This window comes from Pontibacter anaerobius (genome assembly GCF_026241195.1).
GTDB lineage: Bacteria > Bacteroidota > Bacteroidia > Cytophagales > Hymenobacteraceae > Pontibacter > Pontibacter anaerobius.
In genome coordinates this window covers 39,629-60,612 of record NZ_JAPFQO010000001.1, presented here as the reverse complement: position 1 = coordinate 60,612, position 20,984 = coordinate 39,629, and the positions used below count along the sequence as shown (strand labels likewise).

The following is a 20,984-nucleotide window of genomic DNA, read 5'->3' as shown; positions in this document are numbered from 1 at the left end:
CGGAGTGCCGGGCGCTATCTTTTGCTATTGCAGATAACCTAGCTGGTCGATGTAAGTCCAGCCTTTCATCCAGTTGGTAGTGCCATCAAAGGCACCCACGTAGTTCACATTCTTAAAGAAGCTGCCTTCAGGCATGGTGGCACCAGAAAGGGCGGCGCTGCCGGAGGAGGCAAGCGGGTTAAGGCCCTTGTTGTTCTGGCGGCTGATGCCCGCCAGTACCGGGTCAGCAGTTACAAGGTTCTTGTTGTCTGTCGCCTTCAGGTGGTCAAGCAGGTAGCCTTGGTTGGCCGATACAGCCGTGATGCCCTCAAAGGTGTTGTCCGCCATGCTCATGAAGATGTTGTTGCGGAACAGCAGGTCGCCGGCTTCCAGTCTTTGGCGGCTGTCGCCTACGTTGGCGTCATCCAGATCCTCTACCACAATGCCGCCTCTAAACTCACCGAAGATGCTATTGTAGATCTTACCGCCGGCGTTGTCAACCAGCATCACGGCATTTTGCCCGTCCAGCGACTTGCCGCCAAGTATGGTAGCGTTGGAGATAGTTGGGATAGAGAATGGCACAGCATCATCCGGCTTAGAACCGCCATCAAACTCGCCGCCTGTACCGCCTTCGCCCTCGCGGTAGATGCCGAACCAGAACTGGTTGTTGCCTCTCCAGCCCTGATCATAGTCAAACTGGTCGTCGCCGTTAAAGGCCGATACCAGGTATTTGGTGTTCACGGTGCCCCCGAACCACTCAAAGCCGTCGTCCTGGTTGCCGTATACTTCCACATACTCTATAGTAGTACCGGAACCGACACCGCCCATGGTCAGGCCGTTTATCTCGTTGCCACCCCCTATCAGCGTACCGGCATGGCGGATAGAAACATACTTAAACACGCCCGAGTTATCGGTATCGTTGGTGCCGCCGTAGATTCCTCTCGGCTCCTCGGCAGGTATACCCTCGATGGCACCCTCGCCGCCCGTCTTATTAATAGTAGCGCTACCAAGTATGATCACACCACCCCACTGTCCTGTGGCATCCAGCGGCATATCATCTACCTTGGTCACATCGTCCTGCAGTGCAGTGAAGATGATCGGCTTGTCGGCAGTGCCCTGGGCTATGATCTTACCGCCGCGCGCTACAATAAGGGCACTGGCATTCTCACCCTCGCCCGGCTTGCCTTTAATAATTGTGCCTGGCTCAATGGTTAAGGTCTGGCCGGAGTTAACGAACACGAAGCCATCTAATATATAAGTGTTGTTGGCCGTCCAGGTGGTGGTACCGGTGCCGTTTGGGCCCTCTGTTACCACAATCTCCTCTCCTTGCGGCTCCTCTATAGCAGGCGCGCCATCGTTGTCATCGTCGCATGATGTAAAGGTGCACACTGAACCTGTTAGCAGCAGTGCAAGCAAAAATTTACCAGTGATTTTCATAAAGTTCTACTTTAATTGATTGGTGACACTTCAGGATCAGGTCCGGGCGGAGGCTTTATACTATAGGTCTCTGAGACCGGAGCGGGAAAGCTCTCTTTCCTCCCTGATATCTGTCACAAAAGTAGAGCAGGCGTTTTACCTTATGTTTAAGCAGGGGTTATGCTATGGTTAAGCATGGAGGCTATTTGTTAAGCGGTGGTTACGTTAGTTTTACCGCAGTTTTACCTGTGCGTTACCGTAACATTAAGTATAGCTTATAGATAGTATACTTGTTATACTTTGAGCCAAAAACAGAGCGTACCATTGATAGTTAGCCATTTACGACAGCACCCTCGGTTTTATACTTCCATGCAAGTCTTAACATTTACTTAACATTGCGGTAAAGCAGCAGTAATAATAAAGCACTTATTTTGCAGCATGATTTCAGAAGCCACTGCTGCTACCCCTGACTAAGGTAGCGCTAAGGCATAAAGCAAGTGACGCAACACGGGTAACCTGACTAGTTACCGGCATCACAAAGCAATGGAAGCATATAAAAGTTTGATTTCTCACTAAAACTGAAAGTACCGTGTACAAGAAGCTGAAAAGCGTATTTTTTGTAGCTCTGGGATGTCTTGCGCTAAACACAGCAGAGGCACAGACTATCAACAATTCTAAATTTGGCAAGGGCCTGCAGTTTGTTGCCGCAGACTCTTCCTTTAGCCTGAAGTTCGGCACTCGTTTCCAGATGCTGTACCAGGGCGCCATCAACAACAGCACTAATCAGCTGGATGACCGTTTCCTGATCCGCAGAGCCCGTCTTAAGTTCGAAGGTTTTGCTTACTCGCCTAAACTGGAGTATAAAATAGAGCTCGGCCTGAGCAACAGCGACATCGGCAACGATAACCCAGCCATGGCAAACAATGCCGATAACATCATTCTGGATGCGGTAGCGAAGTGGAACTTCTCTCCGGGCTGGGAACTGTGGGTAGGCCAGACAAAGCTGCCTGGCAACCGTGAGCGTATCGTTTCTTCTCAGAAAATGCAGTTTGTAGACCGAAGCCTGCTGAACTCCCGCTTTAACATAGACCGCGATGCCGGCTTGCAGTTACACCACACACATACGTTTGGTACGGCTGTGGTTCGTGAAATCGCCTCTGTATCGATGGGTGAAGGCCGCGACATTACCGTGAACAACGCCGGTGGCTACGACTATACTGCAAAGGTGGAGGTGATGCCTTTTGGTGAGTTTGCAGGAGATGGCGCTTACGTAGGCAGCGACCTGGCACGCGAAGAAACACCTAAGTTAGCCATTGCAGCCGCTTATGACTTTAATGATGAGGCCTCACGTGCCAGAGGTCAGCTGGGCGACTTCCTGAGCGGTCACCGTGATCTGCATACTGTGTTTCTGGATGCCATGTTCAAGTACAGAGGTTTCTCCTCTATGGCGGAATATGCCAACAGCACGGCTAAGGACGGCCCTGTAGTACTTCGTACTGACGAAGGTGCAGTAGAAGAGACATTTGTGACAGGCAATGCCTTTAACTTACAGGCGGGTTACCTTTTCCCGAGCAATTGGGAAATAGCAGGCCGTTACACAACTTATAACCCTGAGAAGGCAACCAGGCTAAGCGCTCAGGAGCAGTACACGCTGGGAGTATCTAAGTATATCGTGGGCCATAGTTTAAAGGTACAGAGCGATGTAACGCTTCAGGATCAGCCCGGCCGGGAGAACACCTACCTGTTCAGGCTCCAAATGGAGGTAGCCCTGTAAGCCGCCAGTCCTTTACGAATACTTCATATCCCATACTTCTTAAGGAAGGGGCCTGCCTCGCTTTGCAGTCCAATTTAAGCAGACAGCGCGAGACAGCCCCCTTCATACAACTAGTTGGTGCACATTAGAGTATATCAACACAAGTTTTTAGGGAGAGTAAACCTGATTTTAAAATAATCTATAACCTAATCCAACTCTGGCTTATGCTAAACTTTAAGCTTACAAGCGTAAAATTAAACGCAGCGGTACTTTTAGGCGCAACAGTTCTGTTCAGTGCCTGCGGCGGCGGCAACAATGGTGAAGAAGCCAACGGAGAAGTAACCGGCAGCATCCAGATAGATGGTTCGTCCACTGTCTATCCTATTACTGAGGCTGTAGCGGAAGAGTACCGTGCGGAGGCCCCGGATGTTAAAGTAACAGTGGGTGTGTCTGGCACAGGCGGAGGTTTCAAGAAGTTCACACGCGGTGATATTGATATCGTAGACGCTTCACGTCAGATAAAGCCATCGGAAGACAGCCTGGCTAAAGCCAATAATATTTCTTACATAGAGCTGCCAGTAGCATATGACGGCCTTACGGTGGTGGTACACCCGGAAAACAACTGGGTAAAGGACATTACCACTGATGAACTGAAGAAGATCTGGGAGCCGGCTGCACAAGGCACGATCAAGAAATGGAACCAGATACGTCCGGAGTGGCCTGACCAGGAGATGCACCTGTATGGCCCGGGCGTAGAGTCTGGCACTTATGATTACTTTACAGAGGCTGTGGTAGGTGAGAGTGGTGCCAGCCGCGGCGATTATACCGCCAGCGAGGATGACAACGTGCTGGTACAGGGTGTGTCTACCGACGTAAACGCGTTAGGCTTCTTCGGTTTTGCTTACTATGAGGAGAACCAGGGCAAGCTGAAGGTTGTGCCGGTAAACGACATGGACGACTCAAATGGCGCAGGCGCTATCGCCCCTTCGCTGGAGACTGTGAAGGATGGTTCCTATGCCCCGCTTTCCCGTCCGTTGTTCATCTACGTAAGCTCTAAAGCTGCTGCTAACGAGGCCGCTGTAGATTTCGTGAACTTCTACCTTGATAATGCCGGAGAGTTAAGCCAGGAAGTTGGCTATATCCCGCTGCCCGACGAAATGTACAAGGAGCAGAAGCAGAAGTTTGAGCAATTTGCCACAGGTGCTCAAAAGTAAAATCAAACTAAACAAAGCGCAGGCACAGCAACTTTTACAGTTGCTGTGCCTGCGTTTCCAAATCAAAACAGCACCTTGAGAGTATCAGAAAAAATTATCGAGGGCTTATTGTGGTTATCCGCCGTAATCACGATACTCATTACCGTAGGCATTATCTGGGTATTGCTCTCAGAGTCTATCAGTTTTTTCCAGGTAGTCCCTTTGTCTGACTTCCTAACCGAGAAAGAGTGGACGCCGCTGTTTGCCGACAAGAAGTTCGGCATTATGCCGCTGGTTGCAGGTACCTTGCTTACCACGGCCGTTGCCATTGCCGTAGCACTGCCGATCGGCCTTACCATTGCAGTTTACCTGAATGAGTACGCTCATAACCGCATGAAGCAGTATGTGAAGCCCTTGCTTGAGATACTGGCTACCATCCCGACGGTAGTGTACGGCTTCTTCGCCTTAACCGTGGTGACGCCCTTTCTGCAGACCATTATTCCTTCCCTGGCTGGTTTCAACGCACTTTCAGCGGGTATCGTGATGGGGGTCATGATCATCCCCATGATTTCCTCTTTAAGTGAGGATGCCATCAGTTCGGTGCCGCGCTCTTTGCGGGAGGCAGCCTATGGCATGGGTTCTACCCGCCTGCAAACCTCTTTCGGGGTGATGGTGCCGGCCGCCTCGTCAGGCATTGTGGTGTCTGTTATACTTGCCATCTCCAGGGCTGTGGGCGAAACTATGATTGTAGCGATTGCCGCTGGACAGCAACCGCGCCTGACCCTGAACCCGCTCGTTCCGATCGAGACGATCACCACGTATATTGTGCAGGTTAGCTTAGGGGATGTGCCGCAAGGCTCGCTGGAGTATAAAACCATCTTTGCGGCAGGCATCACCCTCTTTGTCTTCACCTTCGCACTGAACAACCTCAGCTTCTGGATAAAGAAGAAATACCAGGAAAAATATGACTAACTCTGACATCAACAGGCTAAAAGACAAGGCCTTTCAGTTTTTCGGCATCTTTTGTACCTTTATAGGGCTGGTAGTGCTGGCGATCTTTCTATTTGACATTATACTGGAAGGCGCAGCCCGTATCGATTGGGACTTTTTAACCAGCCTGCCATCGCGCAGAGCCAGCCGCGCCGGTATACTTACCGCCTGGGTGGGCACGCTTTGGATCCTGGTACTGACGACCATCATCGCTTTTCCGCTTGGAGTGGCAGCCGGTGTATACTTAGAGGAGTACAGCACCAAGAACAGGCTGAATAACTTCCTGGAGATTAACATTGCCAACCTGGCCGGTGTACCCTCCATCATTTACGGCTTGCTGGGCCTCGAGATTTTTGTGCGGCAGATGCGCCTGGGGGGCAGCCTTTTGGCCGGTGCGCTTACGCTGTCGCTGCTGATCCTGCCGATCATTATTGTTACGACCCGTGAGGCCATAAAGGCGGTGCCTCGCAGTATCCGCGACGGCTCCTTTGCCTTGGGCGCCTCTAAGTGGCAGACAGTCTGGAACCAGGTGCTTCCAGCTTCGTTCGGTGGTATACTAACCGGTATTATCCTGGCGCTGTCGAGAGCGGTGGGCGAGGCGGCTCCGCTGATTGTGATCGGGGCGCTGGCTTACGTGCCTTTTACGCCGAGCACCCCGCTGGATGAGTTCACTGTACTACCGATCCAGATCTTTAACTGGACCTCCAGACCGCAGGAGGCTTTCCTAACGAATGCCGCCGCGGCCATTATTATCTTATTGATCATCACCTTTATGCTGAACGGCCTTGCCGTATACTTGCGCAACAAGCAGCAGAAAAAAATAAAGTGGTAACACTACACCATGAGCAAAAGAATAAAACTAGAGGCTAAAGACCTCAACGGTTACTACGGCGACTTTCACGCACTGAAGAATATTAACATCGCCATGGAAGAGAAGGCGGTAACGGCTTTCATCGGTCCGTCTGGCTGTGGCAAGTCTACGTTTCTGCGCACCTTTAACCGCATGAACGACTATATTGAAGGCTTTAGGGCGGAAGGAGAAATCCTCATCGATGGCAAGGATATATACAGAAAGGATGTCCGCGTGGATGAGCTCCGCAAAGAAGTAGGCATGGTGTTTCAAAAGCCTAACCCTTTCCCGAAAAGCATTTATGAGAATGTAGTGTACGGCCTGAAGATACAAGGCATTAAAAAGAAGTCTGTGCTGGAGGAGGCCGCAGAGACCTCGCTAAGACGCGCCGCCCTGTGGGAAGAGGTAAAGGACAAACTGCACAAGTCTGCCCTTGCACTTTCGGGTGGCCAGCAGCAGCGTTTGTGTATTGCACGTGCCCTGGCCATATCGCCTTCCATACTTTTAATGGATGAGCCCGCATCGGCCCTGGACCCTATCTCGACGGCTAAAGTGGAGGAGCTGATCTATGAGCTCAAAAATGATTACACGATTGTAATTGTAACGCACAACATGCAGCAGGCTGGCCGCGTTAGCGATTATACTGCCTTCTTCTACATGGGTGAGTTGGTGGAGTTTAACAAAACCAAAACCATGTTCACCAGCCCTAAGGATGAGCGTACCCAGAATTACATTACAGGTCGTTTTGGTTGATCCGCCCAAAACCACCACACTGCTGTACTTGTAGATTCTAACCCAAAATCATAAAACATAATGCCGCATATAGATATTGAACTTGAGCGCTTAAAGACCAAACTCCTGGAGATGTGGGACCTGGTAGAGTATCAGCTGCAGAGCGGCCGTGAGGCCATGCTAAAGGCAGACGTGGAACTGGCCAAGCAGATTATTAAGCGCGACCGCAAGGTAAACCAGTTCGACGTGAAGATAGACCGCATGTGCGAGAATTTCTTTGCCCTGTTTACGCCAGTGGCCGTAGACCTGCGCCTGGTGCTGGCCGTGCTTAAGATCAACACCAACCTGGAGCGCATCGGTGATACTGCCGAAGGTATAGCCCGCTTCGTGAAGAAGCTGGAGGCACCCGTAGAGCCGCAACTGCTGGAGATGACAAAGGTGCTACCTATGTATGAGGAGGCCCTGGCAATGCTAGATGATTGCCGGCTGGCTTTCAAGAACAATGACCCCGTTATGGCCAAAGCCCTGATCAAGCGCGACAAGGTTTTAAACAAGATCTATCGTAAGTCTGATGCCGTGGCAACAAAGTATATGGCGCAACACCCGGAAAGGATTTCGGAGGCGCTGGCCATACTTTCCATCATCAAGAAGCTGGAGCGTGTTGGCGACCAGGTGACTAACATTGCCGAGGAGATCATCTTCTACCGTGAGGCCAAGGTAGTAAAGCACAGGGGCGACAAGAAAAAAAAGAAAAGCTCCGGCAAGAACGGGAACAACAACAATAATAATAACGAGGGGTAAAATTTATACTTTGTACTCCTGAAAAGGCACAGAACAGCGCGTTCTGTGCCTTTTTTGTTTCGCCCCAGGTATAAAACGGCAGGCTACCCGGCCCAGGAGCACCCAGGCATTCCACAATCAGCAGCCAAATGTTACCTTCTCAAGCTTTTGTGCCTTAACTTTGTGCGAAAATAAAAGAACGTGCTGTTTAAAGAGATCTTATACCTGATTCAGAAAGACCTGGTGCTGGAGTGGCGGCAAAAGTATGCCCTGAATGGCATGCTGCTGTACGTGGGCAGTGTGGTGTTTGTGTGCTACCTGAGCTTTGGCATGCGCTCTAACATCCTGGTGGCCCCTGTCTGGAACGCCATGCTCTGGATCATCCTGCTGTTTGTGTCAGTTAACGCCATCGCCAAAAGCTTTATGCAGGAGAACCGGGGGCGGCTGCTGTACTTCTACTCCATTGTGAGCCCGCAGGGCATTATACTTGCCAAGATCATCTACAACACCATGCTCATGCTGTTGCTGGCCGTAATCTGCTTTGTGTTTTATGGCTTTGTGCTGGGCAACCCGGTGCAGGATGTGCCCATGTTCCTGCTTTCTATCCTGTTGGGGGCTGTGGGTTTCTCCACTTCGCTCACTATGATCTCGAGTATCGCCAGCAAGGCCGCCAATAGCAGCACGCTCATGGCCGTGTTGAGCTTCCCGGTTATCGTGCCGATGCTGCTTATGCTGATAAAGATGTCGAAAAACGCCATGGACGGGTTAGACCGTAGCGCCAGCCTCGACGAACTGCTTACCTTGCTTGCCATAAACATGATTGTCGTCACTGTTTCTTACATCTTATTCCCGTACCTTTGGCGCTCGTAACGCGCAGGCAAAAACAGGTTGTGTTATACTTGCAGCAGCAAGAAACAGAACGATTTGAGAAGATAAAATGTCTTTTGGTTAGGCAGCAGCATGAAATGGCTGCGCTGTGAAATCAAAAAAAAGAGTGAAAGGCAAGAAGGCACGGCTTATGTGCTTAACACGGTGTCTTATAATAAAGAGAAATGAAAAAGAATTGGTGGAAAATACTGGCGGTGGTGCTACTGGTTTATACAGTGGTGGCTGGTATGCTAACTGAAGTGCCGCGGCTGGCCATACTTAACGAAACCATCCGCAACCTGTACTTCCACGTGCCCATGTGGTTCGGCATGATCCTGATTTTGCTGGTATCGGTAATTTACTCCATCAAGTACCTGCGTAACCCCACTATCAAAAGCGATGTGATTGCCCATGAGGCTGCCAAAGTAGGTATTCTTTTCGGTGTGCTGGGTATAGTTACAGGTATGGAGTGGGCCAAGTTTACCTGGGGCGAATACTGGAGCAACGACCCGAAGCAAAACGGGGCCGCCATTGGCCTGCTGATCTACTTTGCTTACCTGGTGCTGCGCAGCTCCTTTAGCGAGCAGCAGCAGCGTGCCCGCATCAGTGCGGTGTATAACATCTTCGCGTTTGCGGCGCTTATCCCGCTGCTGTTTATACTTCCGCGCCTCACCGACTCGCTGCATCCGGGCAACGGAGGCAACCCCGGCTTTAACACCTACGACCTGGACAGCCGCCTGCGCATGGTGTTTTACCCTGCCGTAATCGGCTGGACGCTGCTGGGCATCTGGATGGTGAACGTGAAATCGAGATTAGAAATACTGAGACAACGCTTATATGAAACTGTTTAGAATACTGGCCATGTGGTGCTTCATACTTGGCGCCGCAGCGGGCCTGCAGCCGGCACAGGCACAAACAACAGAAGTAGAGTATTCGGCGGCAGAGCCGGAGGTAGAGATGGCCGACACCCTGCGTCAGGACGGCAAGATCTACGTGGTGGTAGTGGTGCTGCTAACCGTGCTGGCGGGCTCTATTGCTTATATGGTAGCCATAGACCGCAAGGTGAGCCGCCTGGAGAAGCAGCTGAAAGACGACCTGGTAAACAGGTAAAACACCGCCCTGAAAAGAGTATAATTAGTTTTAAGCAGGATGGATTTAAAACGATCCGCTGCGTGTTAGGCTAACAGAAAAAGAGTACCTATACTTTTACTAAGATGAAAAAGACACACATCATCGGGATTTTAGTGATCGCTGTCGCAATCGTCATCATGATGTCTTCGGTGGGCGATGCCAGCACCTATGTATCATTTGGCGAGGCCATTGAGCGCGCCGAGGACGGTGACATGACCAAAGTGCACGTGGTGGGCCGCCTGAAGAAAGACCCGCAGGGCCATATTGTAGGCATGAACTATGACCCGCTTGTAGACCCGAACTACTTTACATTTATGCTGGTGGATACCAACCGCGTAGAGCAGAAGGTGGTGTACTTTAACCCCAAGCCTCAGGACTTTGAGCGTTCGGAGCAGGTAGTGATAACGGGTAACATGCAAAACAGCGTGTTTGTGGCCGACAAGATCCTGCTCAAGTGCCCATCCAAGTACGTGGAGAAGGAAATCCAGCAAAACACTGCTAGCCTATAATTTAAGTTTGGGAGTTAAAGAAGTGTTAACTACTAAACTCGCTAACTCCTGAACTCTCTAACTTTTCAACTCTCTAACATTCAAAGATGATTAATACGCTGATCGGGGATATTGGCCATGCAAGTGTGATTGTGGCTTTTGTGGCGGCCATAGTGTCCTCTTATGCATACTTTATGGCGTCTCGAGCCACGGTAGACATCTCCGGCGACGATAGCTGGCGTAAGCTGGCGCGCGGGGCTTTCTACGTACACGGTGCCGCCGTTATGATGATCGTTTTTGCGCTGTTCAACATCATTCATGAGCATCGCTATGAATATTATTACGCTTGGAGCCACTCCTCCAACCACTTGCCGGTGCATTACATGATCTCCAGCTTCTGGGAAGGCCAGGAAGGTTCCTTCCTGCTCTGGATTTTCTGGCATGTGCTGCTGGGCGTGGTGCTGATTAACAGAAGCGGCAAAAACAAAGTATGGGAGGCCCCGGTAATGGGCATTTTCTCCTTCGTGCAGCTTTTCCTGACCTCCATGATCCTGGGTGTGGTGATCGGCGACCTGAAGATAGGCTCCTCCCCTTTCATCCTGATGCGCGACTTTATGCCGGACACCCCGGTGTTTGCCATGGACCCGGACTTTGTGCCAGCCGATGGCACAGGCCTTAACCCACTGCTGCAGAACTACTGGATGGTGATTCACCCGCCTACGCTGTTCCTGGGCTTTGCCGCCACGCTGGTGCCTTTTGCCTTTGCGATGGCTGGCCTCTGGAAAGGCAAGTTCCATGAGTGGATTAAGCCGGCGCTGCCATGGTCGCACTTTGCGGCTGTAACGTTGGGCATCGGTATCATGATGGGGGCTTACTGGGCTTACGAAACGCTTAACTTCGGAGGCTACTGGAACTGGGACCCGGTAGAGAATGCCGTGTACATTCCGTGGCTGGTGCTGGTGGGCGCAATCCATACTATGATTGCTTATAACCGTGGCAAGTCGGGGCTGAAGGCTTCTTACATCCTGGTCATCGCCTCATTCATACTTATACTTTACGCTACCTTCCTTACCCGAAGCGGCATTCTGGGCAATGCCTCCGTGCACTCCTTCACCGACCTTGGCCTCTCTGGGCAGCTGTTTACTTACCTGGCGGCTTTCGCCGTGATGGCCGTAGCCCTGCTGGTGTATCGCTGGAAGAGCATCCCTACAACCGACAAAGAACTGACAACCTATAGCGGCGAGTTCTGGGTGTTCATCGGGGCCATAGTACTGTGCCTGGCTGCTTTCCAGGTGCTGTTTACTACCTCCATTCCGGTTTACAACTCCTTCCTGGGCTTTATCGGGATAGAATCTAACGCCGCCCTGCCTGCCGACCAGATTGCGCACTACACCAAGTTCCAGCTGTGGGGCGGTGTGGCGATTGCCATACTTAGCGGTGTGGGCCAGTTGCTGTGGTGGCGCAAAGGCGAGAAAGGTAGCTTCGTAGACGCGATTACCCTGCCGGGCATGCTGACGCTGCTGTTCGCCAGCCTTATTATCGTGCTCTCTAAGCTCGGCATGCTGCACGAGACCATGGACAACCCGGTGTTTATCATACTGCTGGTGGCCGCACTCTTTGCCGTATTTGCCAACCTGAGCATCATTCTGAGCCTGCTGCACAAGAAAATATCGCTCTCCGGTGGTGCGGTGGCGCACATAGGCATCGCCCTGATGCTGCTCGGCATCCTGTTCTCTTCTGGCTATGACAACATCATCTCGCAGAATACCTCAGGTATGGTGTATTCCAGAGAGTTTCCGGAGGAGATAAACCGCGATAACGTACTGCTGTGGCGCAACACGCCAGTAGAAATGCAGAAATATAGCGTAAGCTACCATGGCCAGTTTCAGGAGGTGGTTGGCGTACCGGGCTACGTAAACACCGAGCTGCTCTTCCCGACGGCTGACCCTTACAAAGCTATAGCCCGCGGACAGATAGTGCAGGAGGATAAAGTATACTTTGAGACAGGGGATACACTGGATCTGTACTCTCCGGAGAATACGTACTACAAGGTACAGTACAAGGAGCGCGAAGGCGACGGCAACTTTACGCTTTACCCGCGTGCCCAGGTGAACCCGAACATGGGTCTGCTGGCCTCGCCGGACATCAAGCACTTTGCCGATAAGGACCTGTACACGCACGTATCCTCTGTGCCGGACCCGAACGAGGAGAAAGACTGGGGTGAGCTGCAGGAGTACGACCTGGCCATTGGCGACACCATTATCCTGAACGACTACGTGGCTGTGTTTAACGGTATCGAACAGATAAAACAAGTTCCCGGCGTGGCTCTGGAGGCAGGCGATGTAGCCGTGCAGGCAGACCTGAAGATCTTCGGGGAGCGTAAGAATTACCATGCGCACCCGGTGCTGATGATCAAAAACCAAATGATGGGCCGCGTTCCGGAAGAGGTTGCTGACCTTGGTCTGCGCCTTACGTTCCTGAACATCGACACAGAGAACAACAGGTTTAAAATCGGGGTGAACGCTTCTCAAAAGGATTACATCATCCTGAAAGCGATAGAGAAACCTTTCGTAAACATCCTCTGGATAGGCACTATTGTGATGTCGATCGGTTTTGTGATGGCCATTGTACGCCGCAAGGACGGCGGCGCAAAAGCCAGACCAGCGGCTCCGAAAGAGAAAAGAAAAGTGCAGGCAGCTTAACTGCAGCCCCACGTAGAGAAAAGCCTTTGCTGTATAAGCAAAGGCTTTTTTGTTTTGCAGGCCATACCACTTAACTTGCCATCAGCAGCAAAGTATAAATCAAGTATGAACATAGCCATTATCGGAGCAGGAAACGTGGCCTGGCACCTGGCGCAGGCGCTGCAGAGAGCAGGCCATACCCTTACCGCCATCTACAGCCGCTCCGCCACCACGCGCGAGGAACTGGCCCGGCTCCTGCCGCAGGCACAGCCCATTGGTACGCTCGACCTGCAAAACATACCTGCGGAAGTGGTGCTGATAGCCGTGCCTGATGCCGCGCTTGCTACTGTAGCCGCAGAACTGGAGGTGAAGCTGGGAACAGTGGTGGCCCATACTTCCGGATCGCAGCCGCTGCATATACTTGCTGCGGTTTCAGGGGCCCACACAGGCATTTTTTACCCGCTGCAGACGTTTTCCAAAGCCAAATCTGTTGATCTTAAAAGCGTGCCCATACTTGTGGAGGCGCAGAACGAGGACACGCTGCAACTGTTGCAGGAACTGGCACAAAGTATAAGCGACACCGTGGAGGCAGTTGCCCCGGACGCCCGCAGGCAGCTGCACCTGGCAGCGGTGTTTGCCTGTAATTTCACCAACCACCTGCTGGGCATCAGCCGGCAACTGCTGCAGGAAGCCGACCTGCCCTTACAACTGCTACAGCCCCTGATACAGGAAACTATCACCAAAGCCATGCAGCACGACCCTTATGCTGTGCAAACCGGCCCCGCCAGCCGCCACGACCAAAACGTGATTGAAACGCACCTGCACATGCTCCGGCAGCACCCCCAACTGCAGGAGCTGTACCACTTGCTGACGCAAAGTATACAAGCCACCAAAGACAGAGGCTAACTATTTACCCGTAATACCTGTTAAACAAAGGCAGTGTATAAGCCCTGCCGTATACTTTGATTCGGTAAGCTGGCTTTGTAACTTTGCACTTTAGCATAAAGACACAGACATGAAAGTTGTAAATATAACATTTAAGTTTGCTGATGGCTCTCCCGACGAAACGCATCCGGCCGTAGAAGGCGAATCGGTGCTGGACGTAGCCCTGAATAACAGCATAAAACTGCAGCACAACTGCGGTGGCGTGTGCGGCTGCAGTACCTGCCACGTGTACATCGAGGCCGGTATGGATGACCTTCCGGAGATCTCAGACAAAGAAGAGGATTACATCGACCGCGCCGTTGACCCGCGCATTAACTCCCGCCTGGGCTGCCAGTGCGTGGTGCAGGGCAACGAAGACATTGTGGTAACTATTCCGGAGCAGGACTTCCTGGGCCACTAATTCATTTAACAATCAACAAGTAACATTTATCAGTTGGTGATAAGTGTTAACAGAAAACCGATAACTGACCAAGTATGAGCTACGAGCCACCAATACACTGGAACGATTACGAAGACATCGCGATGGCACTTTACGAGAAGTTCGGCGATGACTTTACTGAGTCTAAGATTTACCGCATCCGTTTCACCGAACTGCTGGAGTGGGTACTGTCGCTGCCGAACTTTGAAGGCACCCGCGAACAGGCCAACGAAGGGCACCTGGAGCAGATCCAGGCAGCCTGGGTTTACGAGTGGCGCGACAACCAGGACTAAATCATACCTGCACTGCACGTATAAATTCATAATTTTCTATACTTTTAAAGGCTCTTTCACTCGAAGGAGCCTTTTGTATTTTCAAGAATTAAAAACCAAACCGGCAGAGCCTTTCACTCCAGAAACCCTTTGCCAGCAAACTCATACTTATGTCTATTACTCAAACAGACCTTACCCGCATCAACACCTTTATTTTTGATGTGGATGGCGTACTGACCGACGGCCTGCTTTACTGTTTTGCCGATGGTGAGCAGGTGCGCGCCTTTAACATCAAAGATGGATTTGCCATCAAGCACGCTATCAGCCAGGGCTTTCGGGTAGCCATCATCTCCGGCAAAAACGAGCCGGGGGTACGCCGCCGCCTGGAGCAGCTAGGCATCGAGGATATCTTTCTGGGGATAGAGGACAAGGTGGAGACCATGGAGGATTACCTGTACATGCAGGGCGTTAACCCCGCCACCGTGGCCTACATGGGCGACGACATGCCTGATTACGAGGTGATGCAGCGCTGCGGTCTCCGTGCCTGCCCCGCCGATGCTGCCGAGGACATTAAAGCCATCTCGACGTTTGTTTCCACTAAAAATGGCGGCAGAGGAGCCGTGCGCGAGCTCATTGAGACTATTATGAAGGGGCAGGATAACTGGTAGCACAATTGCATTTATACTATTTTGTAAATAAATTGCAGATTTTATTTAATATATTATTGGATATATAGAAAATTATTTTTAGTTTACCATCAGTTTAATTACCATCAACAGTTCAATTTTTTATGAAGACAGGAAAAGTAAAGTTCTTTATCGAGTCAAAAGGCTTCGGCTTTATCACCGAGGACGACACTAACGAAGATTTCTTTGTACACGTAACTGGCCTGAACGGTCTGCAGATCCAGCAGAACGACCGCGTTGAATTCGACACGGTAGAAGGCAAAAAAGGAATCAATGCTGTAAACGTGAAGAAGTTCTAAACAGACATACTTTACATGCACAGGAAAAGCCCCTACCACAGGGGCTTTTTTTATTGCCCGCTAATCGATGTGTCGTAATTTTACAGCAATGCTATTTGCGCACCCATACTTTTACAGACTGTGAAACACATCCTGACCCTGATACGTGCCCGCAACCTGGTGATGATCGTGCTGAGCCAGGCGCTGGTGCAGGCTTGTCTCCTGGCGCCGGGACTAGAATGGCGCAGGCTGCTAGACGGGAATTTCTGGCTGCTGGTGCTCTCCACGGTGTGCATCGCGGCGGCCGGTTACATCATCAACGACTACTACGACATTAAGATCGATGCCATCAACAAGCCGGGTAGGCTGCTGATTGGCCGCCGCATACGCCGGCGCAGAGCTATGTTTGCCCACTTAATCTTGTCCGGGGTTGGTGTCTTGCTCGGCCTTTTGCTTTCCATACCTGTAGCGCTTATAAACCTGGGTGCCGTGTTGCTGCTCTGGGGCTACTCGGCCCGGCTCAAGAAAATGCTTCTGGTCGGCAATGTGGCCATCGCGCTGCTGTCGGCGTCTATGCTGCTGGTGGTGGCCGTTTACGATGATACCCTGAACCAGATCACGCTGGGCTACGCACTGTTTGCCCTGTTGATCTCCCTTATCCGGGAGATCATAAAAGACATTGAGGACATGAAAGGCGACGCCTCTTTCGAGTGCCGCACCCTGCCTATAGTGGCTGGCATGCGCGGTGCCAAGCTGGTGCTGTACCCTTTACTGGCACTTTTCCAGGCCTTTGTGATCATCGTTATAGCCCACCCCTCCTCCGGATGGGTTTTTGATGTGTATATGGTAGCGCTGGTACTGCTGCCCAGTGTGTGGCTGGTGGTTAAACTGGTGCGTGCCGACCGCAAGCGAGACTTTACCTTCCTCAGCAACCTAAACAAGCTCATTATGCTGCTGGGTATCTTATCCATGCTGCTGCTGTAAAGCACAAAAGCCCGGAGCTAGGGGCCCGGGCTTTTAACGTAACCAATAAGTAAAATTGTTTATCTCACAATCAGGCGGCTGGAAGCTACATCGCCCTCAGTCATTACTTTAACGAAGTAGGTGCCGCGGGCGTAGTGCTGCGTGTTAATTTCTACGGTGCCGTTTGCATTGCGCAGATGCAGCACATTGCGGCCAAGTATATCCATTACAGCCACATCGGCGTTACGGATGCTGCCCAGGCTCAACTTTACCATGCCTTGCGATACCGTAGGGTATACAGCCACACGGGTATCTCCGATCATGTCGTCCATACCTGCCACTGTGCCCACCGTAACTGTTTCGGTAACTGATGCCAGCGGGTTGCCGTCTTCGCGGCGTAAAATAAGGTCATAAGTATAAATACCGGGGGCAGAGAAGTTGATTTTGAAATATTCCTGGTAGGCCTCTGGCAGCGCCTCGCCACCCTCCGGGCCGATGGTGGCAACGCCGTCCTCAAAGGTTACCACAGAGTAAACTGCCTCATCCTCAGTGGTTGCCTCACGGTTGGAGTTGTATTGCAATGTAAAGTTTTCGCTTTGTGCCGGGTTGTGCAGTTTAATCTCCAGGTTGGCCAACTCTCCTTCGCGGTCAAAAGAATTAATAATGGCCTGCCAAGGTATATCCTGGCCCACCACAAGATTTCCCTGCTCTGATATCACATCCAAGGTTCCATTAACGGTAGGTTCTTTAGTTTGTGCGTTGCTGACGCCAGTTGCCAGAAAGAGAGCCACCACGGCAGCAATAACATGTAGAGCTTTTTTCATTGTTAAAAATTTTAACATTCCAATATTAGGTATGACAATATAACTGTAGATAATAATATTAGCTTTCTTACGTAAAAGGCCTGCTTTTGCTCCACTTTTTTTATACTTTTTTTACTATATATCTTTTAAGCTCCCTTCCCGTTTATTGCTTTATTGAGGTAAGTAAGTATATTTGACATTGTTAGTAATGGGTGTAGCAATTACAATGGACAAAGCACAACAGCTGCTATCAGACTATGGTTTGCGTAAAACAGGATGCCGCCTGCAGGTGCTGCAGCAGTTTTTGCAGAACGACCATGCGCTCTCGCACGCAGACCTGGAAAGGCTTATCGGCAAAGACTATGACCGCGTAACGATCTACCGCACGCTCTATTCCTTTGAGGACAAAGGGCTGATACATAGCATAAAAGATGTAAGTGGAGCCATAAAATTTGCCCTTTGCGAACCCGACACCTGCTCACAGCACAAGCACCGCGACAACCACATACACTTTAACTGCAACACCTGCGGCCAAACATTCTGCCTGAACGATGTGGACATTCCGCTCCTTACGCTGCCGGAAGGGTATATGGCAGACCGGCTGCACTTTTCGGCGGAAGGGACGTGCAAAGGATGCAGCCAGGACAGCGGTATTTAGTATTTCGCCTCGTGCCAACGGCGGCTGAGTTCTCCCGCACCTCTACCCTCACAAAGTATGCATAAGGTTTAAAGTATAAACAGCCAGCCCATGGACATCCAGCAAGACACCGCCGCAGAATTTCGCAGACTGGTAACATCGCCGGTAAAATTCCGCCTCTTTCTGCTGGCCAAGTTGCCCATGGCGTACCTGGCTGGGCTGCGTGTTACCACCATCACCCCAGCCCAAGCCTCTGTTACCATACCCTATAAGTATATCAACAAAAACCCGTTTAACTCTATCTACTTTGCCTGCTTAAGTATGGCCGCCGAACTGTCTACGGGGGCTTTGTGCATGATGCACGTGTATAAAGCCGTACCCGCGGTATCGATGCTGGTGGTAAACATGGAGGCAAACTTCACGAAGAAGGCCGTAGGCAAAATAACCTTTACCTGCCACGACGGCCAGCGCATACACGATGCCGCCGAGCAGACTAAAGCAACCGGTGAGGGCGTAACCATAGTAGCCACAAGCATAGGCACAGATGAAGCAGGAGACCAGGTGGCAGAATTCCGCTTTACCTGGTCGCTGAAGGCGAAAGGCAGTCTAAAGGGCTGAGGTTTATTCGCTTTTGGCCGGCCATACTTGTAACTTGCAGCCCAAACCATAGTACCACCTCATGAAATTCCGAGCTATCTGCACTGATATAGACGGCACACTGCTGAACAGCGAGCGCCAACTGTCGCAGCGCACCATCCATACTTTCAGAAACCTGGACAAAGACGTTCCTGTTATCCTGGCTTCTTCGCGCATGCCAAGCGCCATGCGCCACCTGCAGCAGCAGCTGGAGATACTCCACCACCCGCTTATCTGCTTTAACGGCGGCTATGTTATCCACTTTGAGGGTGGCAAAACCGAGCCTCTGCAACTGGATTCTGTGCAGATTCAGCCTGCCCTGTGCCAGGTTATCCACGACTTTACCAAAGAAACCGACATACATGTGAGCCTCTATGAGCAGGACAACTGGTATGCCCCGGCTTTCGATTTCTGGGCCGAGCGGGAGGAGCGCGTCACGAAAGTATCTCCGCAGATTGCCGAATTGGAACTTATACTAGAGAAGTGGCACCAGGCTGAGACAGGCGCCCACAAAGTGATGTGCATGGGCCCCGCCGACGAGATTGACGCCCTGGAGCAGAAGCTCAGCAGCCACTACGCCGATCAGGTGCACGCCTACCGCTCCAAAGACACCTACCTAGAGATAGCCCCACGCGCCATTTCAAAGGCCACTGCCCTGGAGCTGCTGCTAAAAGAGCGATTCGGCATAGCTATGCACGAGGTAATGGCCTTCGGCGACAATTACAACGACATACACATGCTGCAGGAAGTGGGCATGGGCATAGCAGTGGCCAACGCCCGTGACGAGGTAAAGGCCGTGGCTAATGAGATCACCCTGAAAAGCACCGAAGATGGTGTAGCCGTGGCCATAGAAAAATACTGGAAGTAAAGTATAAGCATACATGAAAGCCTATAAGAAATACTACATCATACCTGCCGAGCCCGAGGAAGTGTACGTGGCCCTGACCAACCCTTATACTTTGCAGCTCTGGACGGGCGAGCCGGCGGAAATGTCTACAGAGCCAGGCTCGGAGTTCTCGTTGTGGGAAGGAAGTATAACCGGCAAGAACCTGGAGTTTGAGGAGGGTAAAAAGCTCGTGCAGCAGTGGTATTTCGGGGAGCAGGAGGAGCCGTCCATCGTTACCATTAAACTGCACCCGCACAAGTATGGCACCTCCGCCGAATTGCGCCACACCAACATCCCCGACGATGCCTACGAAGACATCACTGAGGGCTGGGACGACGCCTACTTCGCTGCCCTGATCGACTTTTACGAGGGAGAGTAAACAGGTTTAGACTTTAAACATCCAAGCTCCCCTCCTTGTCTAAGGCGGGGAATTTCTTTAGCTGCTTAGGCCAAATTATACATTGCATAGCAGCAGGCATAGCCCGGGCAGGTCGCGACCTGTCCCTGCAAAGTATAAACCCACCCCTGCCCCTCCGAGGAGGGGAATGATCACCTCACCCCAGCCCTCTCCTTTTCTCGAGGGCCCCTACCCCCAAAACAGGAGAGGGAGTCCGGTTCCAATTGCATCAGCAGTGGCTATCAAACTGATCCCAGTCTTTGGGTTGAGCGCCTTGTAGATTTCCGGTGCCGAAGGCATTGCGACGTCAGGAGCAAAGGAAATGTACACCGCGCGATGCGGGAAGGCGAGCCCTCCCGGGCTGGAAGGAGCCAAGGCAGGAGGTGAAACTTTAGGTATGTAAGACTAAGGATCAGCAGCGGCTAGTAAGGATAGCCATGAAAAGTATAGACTGAGTATCAACAACAGCTACCAAGTATAGCCCAAGTATGTATAAAAGAGGAGCAGCTATACCAGCAAAACAAAAGTCTGAACCATGATTTTATACTTATACATTTACATCTACACCAGAACCAACTATATTTGCAGCTTCATCGCAAGCCCATACTTTTGAAACCTACGGATAAGAAAAATATAGTCATCTTCGCCTCGGGGTCGGGGAGCAACGCACAGCGGCTGCTGGAGCATTTCGAGCACCACCCAGCCATACGTGTGGCCGCCCTGTTCTCCAACAACCCGAAAGCGTATGCCCTGAAACGAGCCGAGACCTTCCACGTCCCGGCTTTTTTATTTACCAGGGATGAGTTCTACAACACTGACAAGGTGCTGGAGCAGATACAGCAATTCAAGCCGGACCTGATCGTGCTGGCCGGTTTCCTGTGGCTGGTGCCGCAGAGCCTGCTGCGCGCTTTCCCGAACCGCATTATCAATATACACCCTGCCCTGCTGCCCCGTTACGGCGGCAAGGGTATGCACGGCCTCAACGTACACACTGCCGTGGTGCAGGCCGGCGATGAACAGTCCGGCATCACCATACACCACATCAACGAGGAGTATGACAAAGGCGAGTTCATACTTCAGGAGTACTGTCCGGTATACCCGGAGGATACCCCCGAAGAACTGGCCCAGCGCGTACTGCAACTCGAGCACAAGTACCTGCCGGAGGTGGTGGAGAAATTGCTGCTCACCCAGGACCAAGTATAA

The 20,984-nt window shown here is 51.5% G+C and carries 24 protein-coding genes; 22 read left to right on the top strand and 2 right to left on the bottom strand.

Features of this window, described 5'->3' with window-relative positions:
* Positions 1 to 24: 24 nt before the first annotated feature.
* Positions 25 to 1,416: a beta-helix domain-containing protein gene (locus OO017_RS00280; RefSeq protein WP_266050440.1), complete on the bottom strand. Its 1,392-nt coding sequence runs from the start codon at positions 1,414 to 1,416 to the stop codon at positions 25 to 27.
* Between the two features lie 568 nt (positions 1,417 to 1,984).
* On the opposite strand from OO017_RS00280, the gene OO017_RS00275 reads away from it, so the two are divergent.
* The 17 genes from OO017_RS00275 (at position 1,985) to OO017_RS00195 (ending at position 16,443) form a co-directional block, all read left to right on the top strand.
* On the top strand, positions 1,985 to 3,169 hold the full coding sequence (locus tag OO017_RS00275; protein ID WP_266050439.1) for a porin: 1,185 nt from the start codon (positions 1,985 to 1,987) through the stop codon (positions 3,167 to 3,169).
* Positions 3,170 to 3,372: 203 nt separating this feature from the next.
* Positions 3,373 to 4,362: a PstS family phosphate ABC transporter substrate-binding protein gene (locus tag OO017_RS00270; protein ID WP_266050438.1), complete on the top strand. Its 990-nt coding sequence runs from the start codon at positions 3,373 to 3,375 to the stop codon at positions 4,360 to 4,362.
* 75 nt (positions 4,363 to 4,437) lie between these two features.
* Positions 4,438 to 5,313 (top strand): phosphate ABC transporter permease subunit PstC, encoded by an 876-nt coding sequence (pstC, locus tag OO017_RS00265; RefSeq protein ID WP_266050437.1) that lies wholly within the window; start codon positions 4,438 to 4,440, stop codon positions 5,311 to 5,313.
* Positions 5,306 to 6,163, top strand: a complete 858-nt coding sequence (gene pstA / locus OO017_RS00260) for a phosphate ABC transporter permease PstA (RefSeq protein WP_266050436.1) — start codon at positions 5,306 to 5,308, stop codon at positions 6,161 to 6,163. Before pstC ends, pstA begins: the two co-directional genes overlap by 8 nt.
* A 21-nt stretch (positions 6,164 to 6,184) precedes the next feature.
* Positions 6,185 to 6,934, top strand: coding sequence for a phosphate ABC transporter ATP-binding protein PstB (pstB, locus tag OO017_RS00255; RefSeq protein ID WP_266051017.1), 750 nt, complete (start codon positions 6,185 to 6,187; stop codon positions 6,932 to 6,934).
* A 60-nt stretch (positions 6,935 to 6,994) separates the two neighbouring features.
* Entirely contained in the window at positions 6,995 to 7,714 is a 720-nt protein-coding gene (gene phoU, locus OO017_RS00250) for a phosphate signaling complex protein PhoU (RefSeq protein ID WP_266050435.1), read from the top strand.
* A 207-nt stretch (positions 7,715 to 7,921) separates the two neighbouring features.
* Complete coding sequence (locus OO017_RS00245; RefSeq protein WP_439651295.1) at positions 7,922 to 8,563, top strand: heme exporter protein CcmB; 642 nt, start codon at positions 7,922 to 7,924, stop codon at positions 8,561 to 8,563.
* Positions 8,564 to 8,745: 182 nt separating this feature from the next.
* The gene (gene ccsA, locus OO017_RS00240) at positions 8,746 to 9,411 is read left to right on the top strand and encodes a cytochrome c biogenesis protein CcsA (RefSeq protein WP_266050434.1); all 666 of its coding nucleotides are present in this window, start codon (positions 8,746 to 8,748) and stop codon (positions 9,409 to 9,411) included.
* Positions 9,398 to 9,670 carry a CcmD family protein gene (locus OO017_RS00235; RefSeq protein ID WP_266050433.1) on the top strand — a complete coding sequence of 91 codons (273 nt, stop codon included), beginning with the start codon at positions 9,398 to 9,400 and terminating at the stop codon, positions 9,668 to 9,670. The genes ccsA (OO017_RS00240) and OO017_RS00235 overlap by 14 nt, the downstream gene beginning before the upstream one ends.
* A 104-nt stretch (positions 9,671 to 9,774) precedes the next feature.
* Positions 9,775 to 10,200 carry a cytochrome c maturation protein CcmE domain-containing protein gene (locus OO017_RS00230; RefSeq protein WP_266050432.1) on the top strand — a complete coding sequence of 142 codons (426 nt, stop codon included), beginning with the start codon at positions 9,775 to 9,777 and terminating at the stop codon, positions 10,198 to 10,200.
* 86 nt (positions 10,201 to 10,286) lie between these two features.
* On the top strand, positions 10,287 to 12,881 hold the full coding sequence (ccsA, locus tag OO017_RS00225) for a cytochrome c biogenesis protein CcsA (RefSeq protein WP_266050431.1): 2,595 nt from the start codon (positions 10,287 to 10,289) through the stop codon (positions 12,879 to 12,881).
* Between the two features lie 105 nt (positions 12,882 to 12,986).
* Positions 12,987 to 13,766, top strand: coding sequence for a Rossmann-like and DUF2520 domain-containing protein (locus OO017_RS00220; protein ID WP_266050430.1), 780 nt, complete (start codon positions 12,987 to 12,989; stop codon positions 13,764 to 13,766).
* A gap of 109 nt (positions 13,767 to 13,875) precedes the next feature.
* On the top strand, positions 13,876 to 14,205 hold the full coding sequence (locus OO017_RS00215; protein ID WP_266050429.1) for a 2Fe-2S iron-sulfur cluster-binding protein: 330 nt from the start codon (positions 13,876 to 13,878) through the stop codon (positions 14,203 to 14,205).
* A gap of 74 nt (positions 14,206 to 14,279) precedes the next feature.
* A complete protein-coding gene (gene iscX / locus OO017_RS00210; RefSeq protein WP_266050428.1) occupies positions 14,280 to 14,516 on the top strand; it encodes a Fe-S cluster assembly protein IscX in 237 nt (78 codons plus the stop codon).
* 149 nt (positions 14,517 to 14,665) lie between these two features.
* Positions 14,666 to 15,163 carry a KdsC family phosphatase gene (locus OO017_RS00205; RefSeq protein WP_266050427.1) on the top strand — a complete coding sequence of 166 codons (498 nt, stop codon included), beginning with the start codon at positions 14,666 to 14,668 and terminating at the stop codon, positions 15,161 to 15,163.
* 122 nt (positions 15,164 to 15,285) lie between these two features.
* Positions 15,286 to 15,480 (top strand): cold-shock protein, encoded by a 195-nt coding sequence (locus tag OO017_RS00200; RefSeq protein ID WP_025608922.1) that lies wholly within the window; start codon positions 15,286 to 15,288, stop codon positions 15,478 to 15,480.
* 120 nt (positions 15,481 to 15,600) lie between these two features.
* Positions 15,601 to 16,443 carry a geranylgeranylglycerol-phosphate geranylgeranyltransferase gene (locus tag OO017_RS00195; RefSeq protein ID WP_266050426.1) on the top strand — a complete coding sequence of 281 codons (843 nt, stop codon included), beginning with the start codon at positions 15,601 to 15,603 and terminating at the stop codon, positions 16,441 to 16,443.
* 59 nt (positions 16,444 to 16,502) lie between these two features.
* On the opposite strand, the gene OO017_RS00190 is transcribed toward OO017_RS00195, so the two are convergent.
* Positions 16,503 to 17,246, bottom strand: a complete 744-nt coding sequence (locus tag OO017_RS00190) for a T9SS type A sorting domain-containing protein (protein WP_266050425.1) — start codon at positions 17,244 to 17,246, stop codon at positions 16,503 to 16,505.
* A 205-nt stretch (positions 17,247 to 17,451) separates the two neighbouring features.
* Between OO017_RS00190 and OO017_RS00185 the strand changes: the two genes are divergently transcribed.
* From OO017_RS00185 to purN, 5 genes are all read left to right on the top strand, one after another.
* Positions 17,452 to 17,883, top strand: coding sequence for a Fur family transcriptional regulator (locus OO017_RS00185; RefSeq protein WP_266050424.1), 432 nt, complete (start codon positions 17,452 to 17,454; stop codon positions 17,881 to 17,883).
* A 90-nt stretch (positions 17,884 to 17,973) separates the two neighbouring features.
* Positions 17,974 to 18,480, top strand: a complete 507-nt coding sequence (locus tag OO017_RS00180) for a PaaI family thioesterase (RefSeq protein WP_266050423.1) — start codon at positions 17,974 to 17,976, stop codon at positions 18,478 to 18,480.
* 61 nt (positions 18,481 to 18,541) lie between these two features.
* Entirely contained in the window at positions 18,542 to 19,366 is an 825-nt protein-coding gene (locus OO017_RS00175; protein WP_266050422.1) for a Cof-type HAD-IIB family hydrolase, read from the top strand.
* Positions 19,367 to 19,379: 13 nt separating this feature from the next.
* Positions 19,380 to 19,763 carry an SRPBCC domain-containing protein gene (locus tag OO017_RS00170; protein WP_266050421.1) on the top strand — a complete coding sequence of 128 codons (384 nt, stop codon included), beginning with the start codon at positions 19,380 to 19,382 and terminating at the stop codon, positions 19,761 to 19,763.
* A gap of 627 nt (positions 19,764 to 20,390) precedes the next feature.
* Positions 20,391 to 20,984: a phosphoribosylglycinamide formyltransferase gene (gene purN / locus OO017_RS00165; protein WP_266050420.1), complete on the top strand. Its 594-nt coding sequence runs from the start codon at positions 20,391 to 20,393 to the stop codon at positions 20,982 to 20,984.

Excerpts from the sequence above, each read along its gene's own strand:
- OO017_RS00280 (WP_266050440.1), bottom strand. The coding sequence starts at position 1,416 with ATGAAAATCACTGGTAAATTTTTGCTTGCACTGCTGCTAACAGGTTCA.
- OO017_RS00270 (WP_266050438.1), top strand. The coding sequence starts at position 3,373 with ATGCTAAACTTTAAGCTTACAAGCGTAAAATTAAACGCAGCGGTACTT.
- pstA (WP_266050436.1), top strand. The coding sequence starts at position 5,306 with ATGACTAACTCTGACATCAACAGGCTAAAAGACAAGGCCTTTCAGTTT.
- phoU (WP_266050435.1), top strand. The coding sequence starts at position 6,995 with ATGCCGCATATAGATATTGAACTTGAGCGCTTAAAGACCAAACTCCTG.
- ccsA (WP_266050434.1), top strand. The coding sequence starts at position 8,746 with ATGAAAAAGAATTGGTGGAAAATACTGGCGGTGGTGCTACTGGTTTAT.
- OO017_RS00235 (WP_266050433.1), top strand. The coding sequence starts at position 9,398 with ATGAAACTGTTTAGAATACTGGCCATGTGGTGCTTCATACTTGGCGCC.
- OO017_RS00230 (WP_266050432.1), top strand. The coding sequence starts at position 9,775 with ATGAAAAAGACACACATCATCGGGATTTTAGTGATCGCTGTCGCAATC.
- ccsA (WP_266050431.1), top strand. The coding sequence starts at position 10,287 with ATGATTAATACGCTGATCGGGGATATTGGCCATGCAAGTGTGATTGTG.
- OO017_RS00220 (WP_266050430.1), top strand. The coding sequence starts at position 12,987 with ATGAACATAGCCATTATCGGAGCAGGAAACGTGGCCTGGCACCTGGCG.
- OO017_RS00215 (WP_266050429.1), top strand. The coding sequence starts at position 13,876 with ATGAAAGTTGTAAATATAACATTTAAGTTTGCTGATGGCTCTCCCGAC.
- iscX (WP_266050428.1), top strand. The coding sequence starts at position 14,280 with ATGAGCTACGAGCCACCAATACACTGGAACGATTACGAAGACATCGCG.
- OO017_RS00205 (WP_266050427.1), top strand. The coding sequence starts at position 14,666 with ATGTCTATTACTCAAACAGACCTTACCCGCATCAACACCTTTATTTTT.
- OO017_RS00200 (WP_025608922.1), top strand. The coding sequence starts at position 15,286 with ATGAAGACAGGAAAAGTAAAGTTCTTTATCGAGTCAAAAGGCTTCGGC.
- OO017_RS00190 (WP_266050425.1), bottom strand. The coding sequence starts at position 17,246 with ATGAAAAAAGCTCTACATGTTATTGCTGCCGTGGTGGCTCTCTTTCTG.
- OO017_RS00185 (WP_266050424.1), top strand. The coding sequence starts at position 17,452 with ATGGACAAAGCACAACAGCTGCTATCAGACTATGGTTTGCGTAAAACA.
- OO017_RS00180 (WP_266050423.1), top strand. The coding sequence starts at position 17,974 with ATGGACATCCAGCAAGACACCGCCGCAGAATTTCGCAGACTGGTAACA.
- OO017_RS00175 (WP_266050422.1), top strand. The coding sequence starts at position 18,542 with ATGAAATTCCGAGCTATCTGCACTGATATAGACGGCACACTGCTGAAC.
- OO017_RS00170 (WP_266050421.1), top strand. The coding sequence starts at position 19,380 with ATGAAAGCCTATAAGAAATACTACATCATACCTGCCGAGCCCGAGGAA.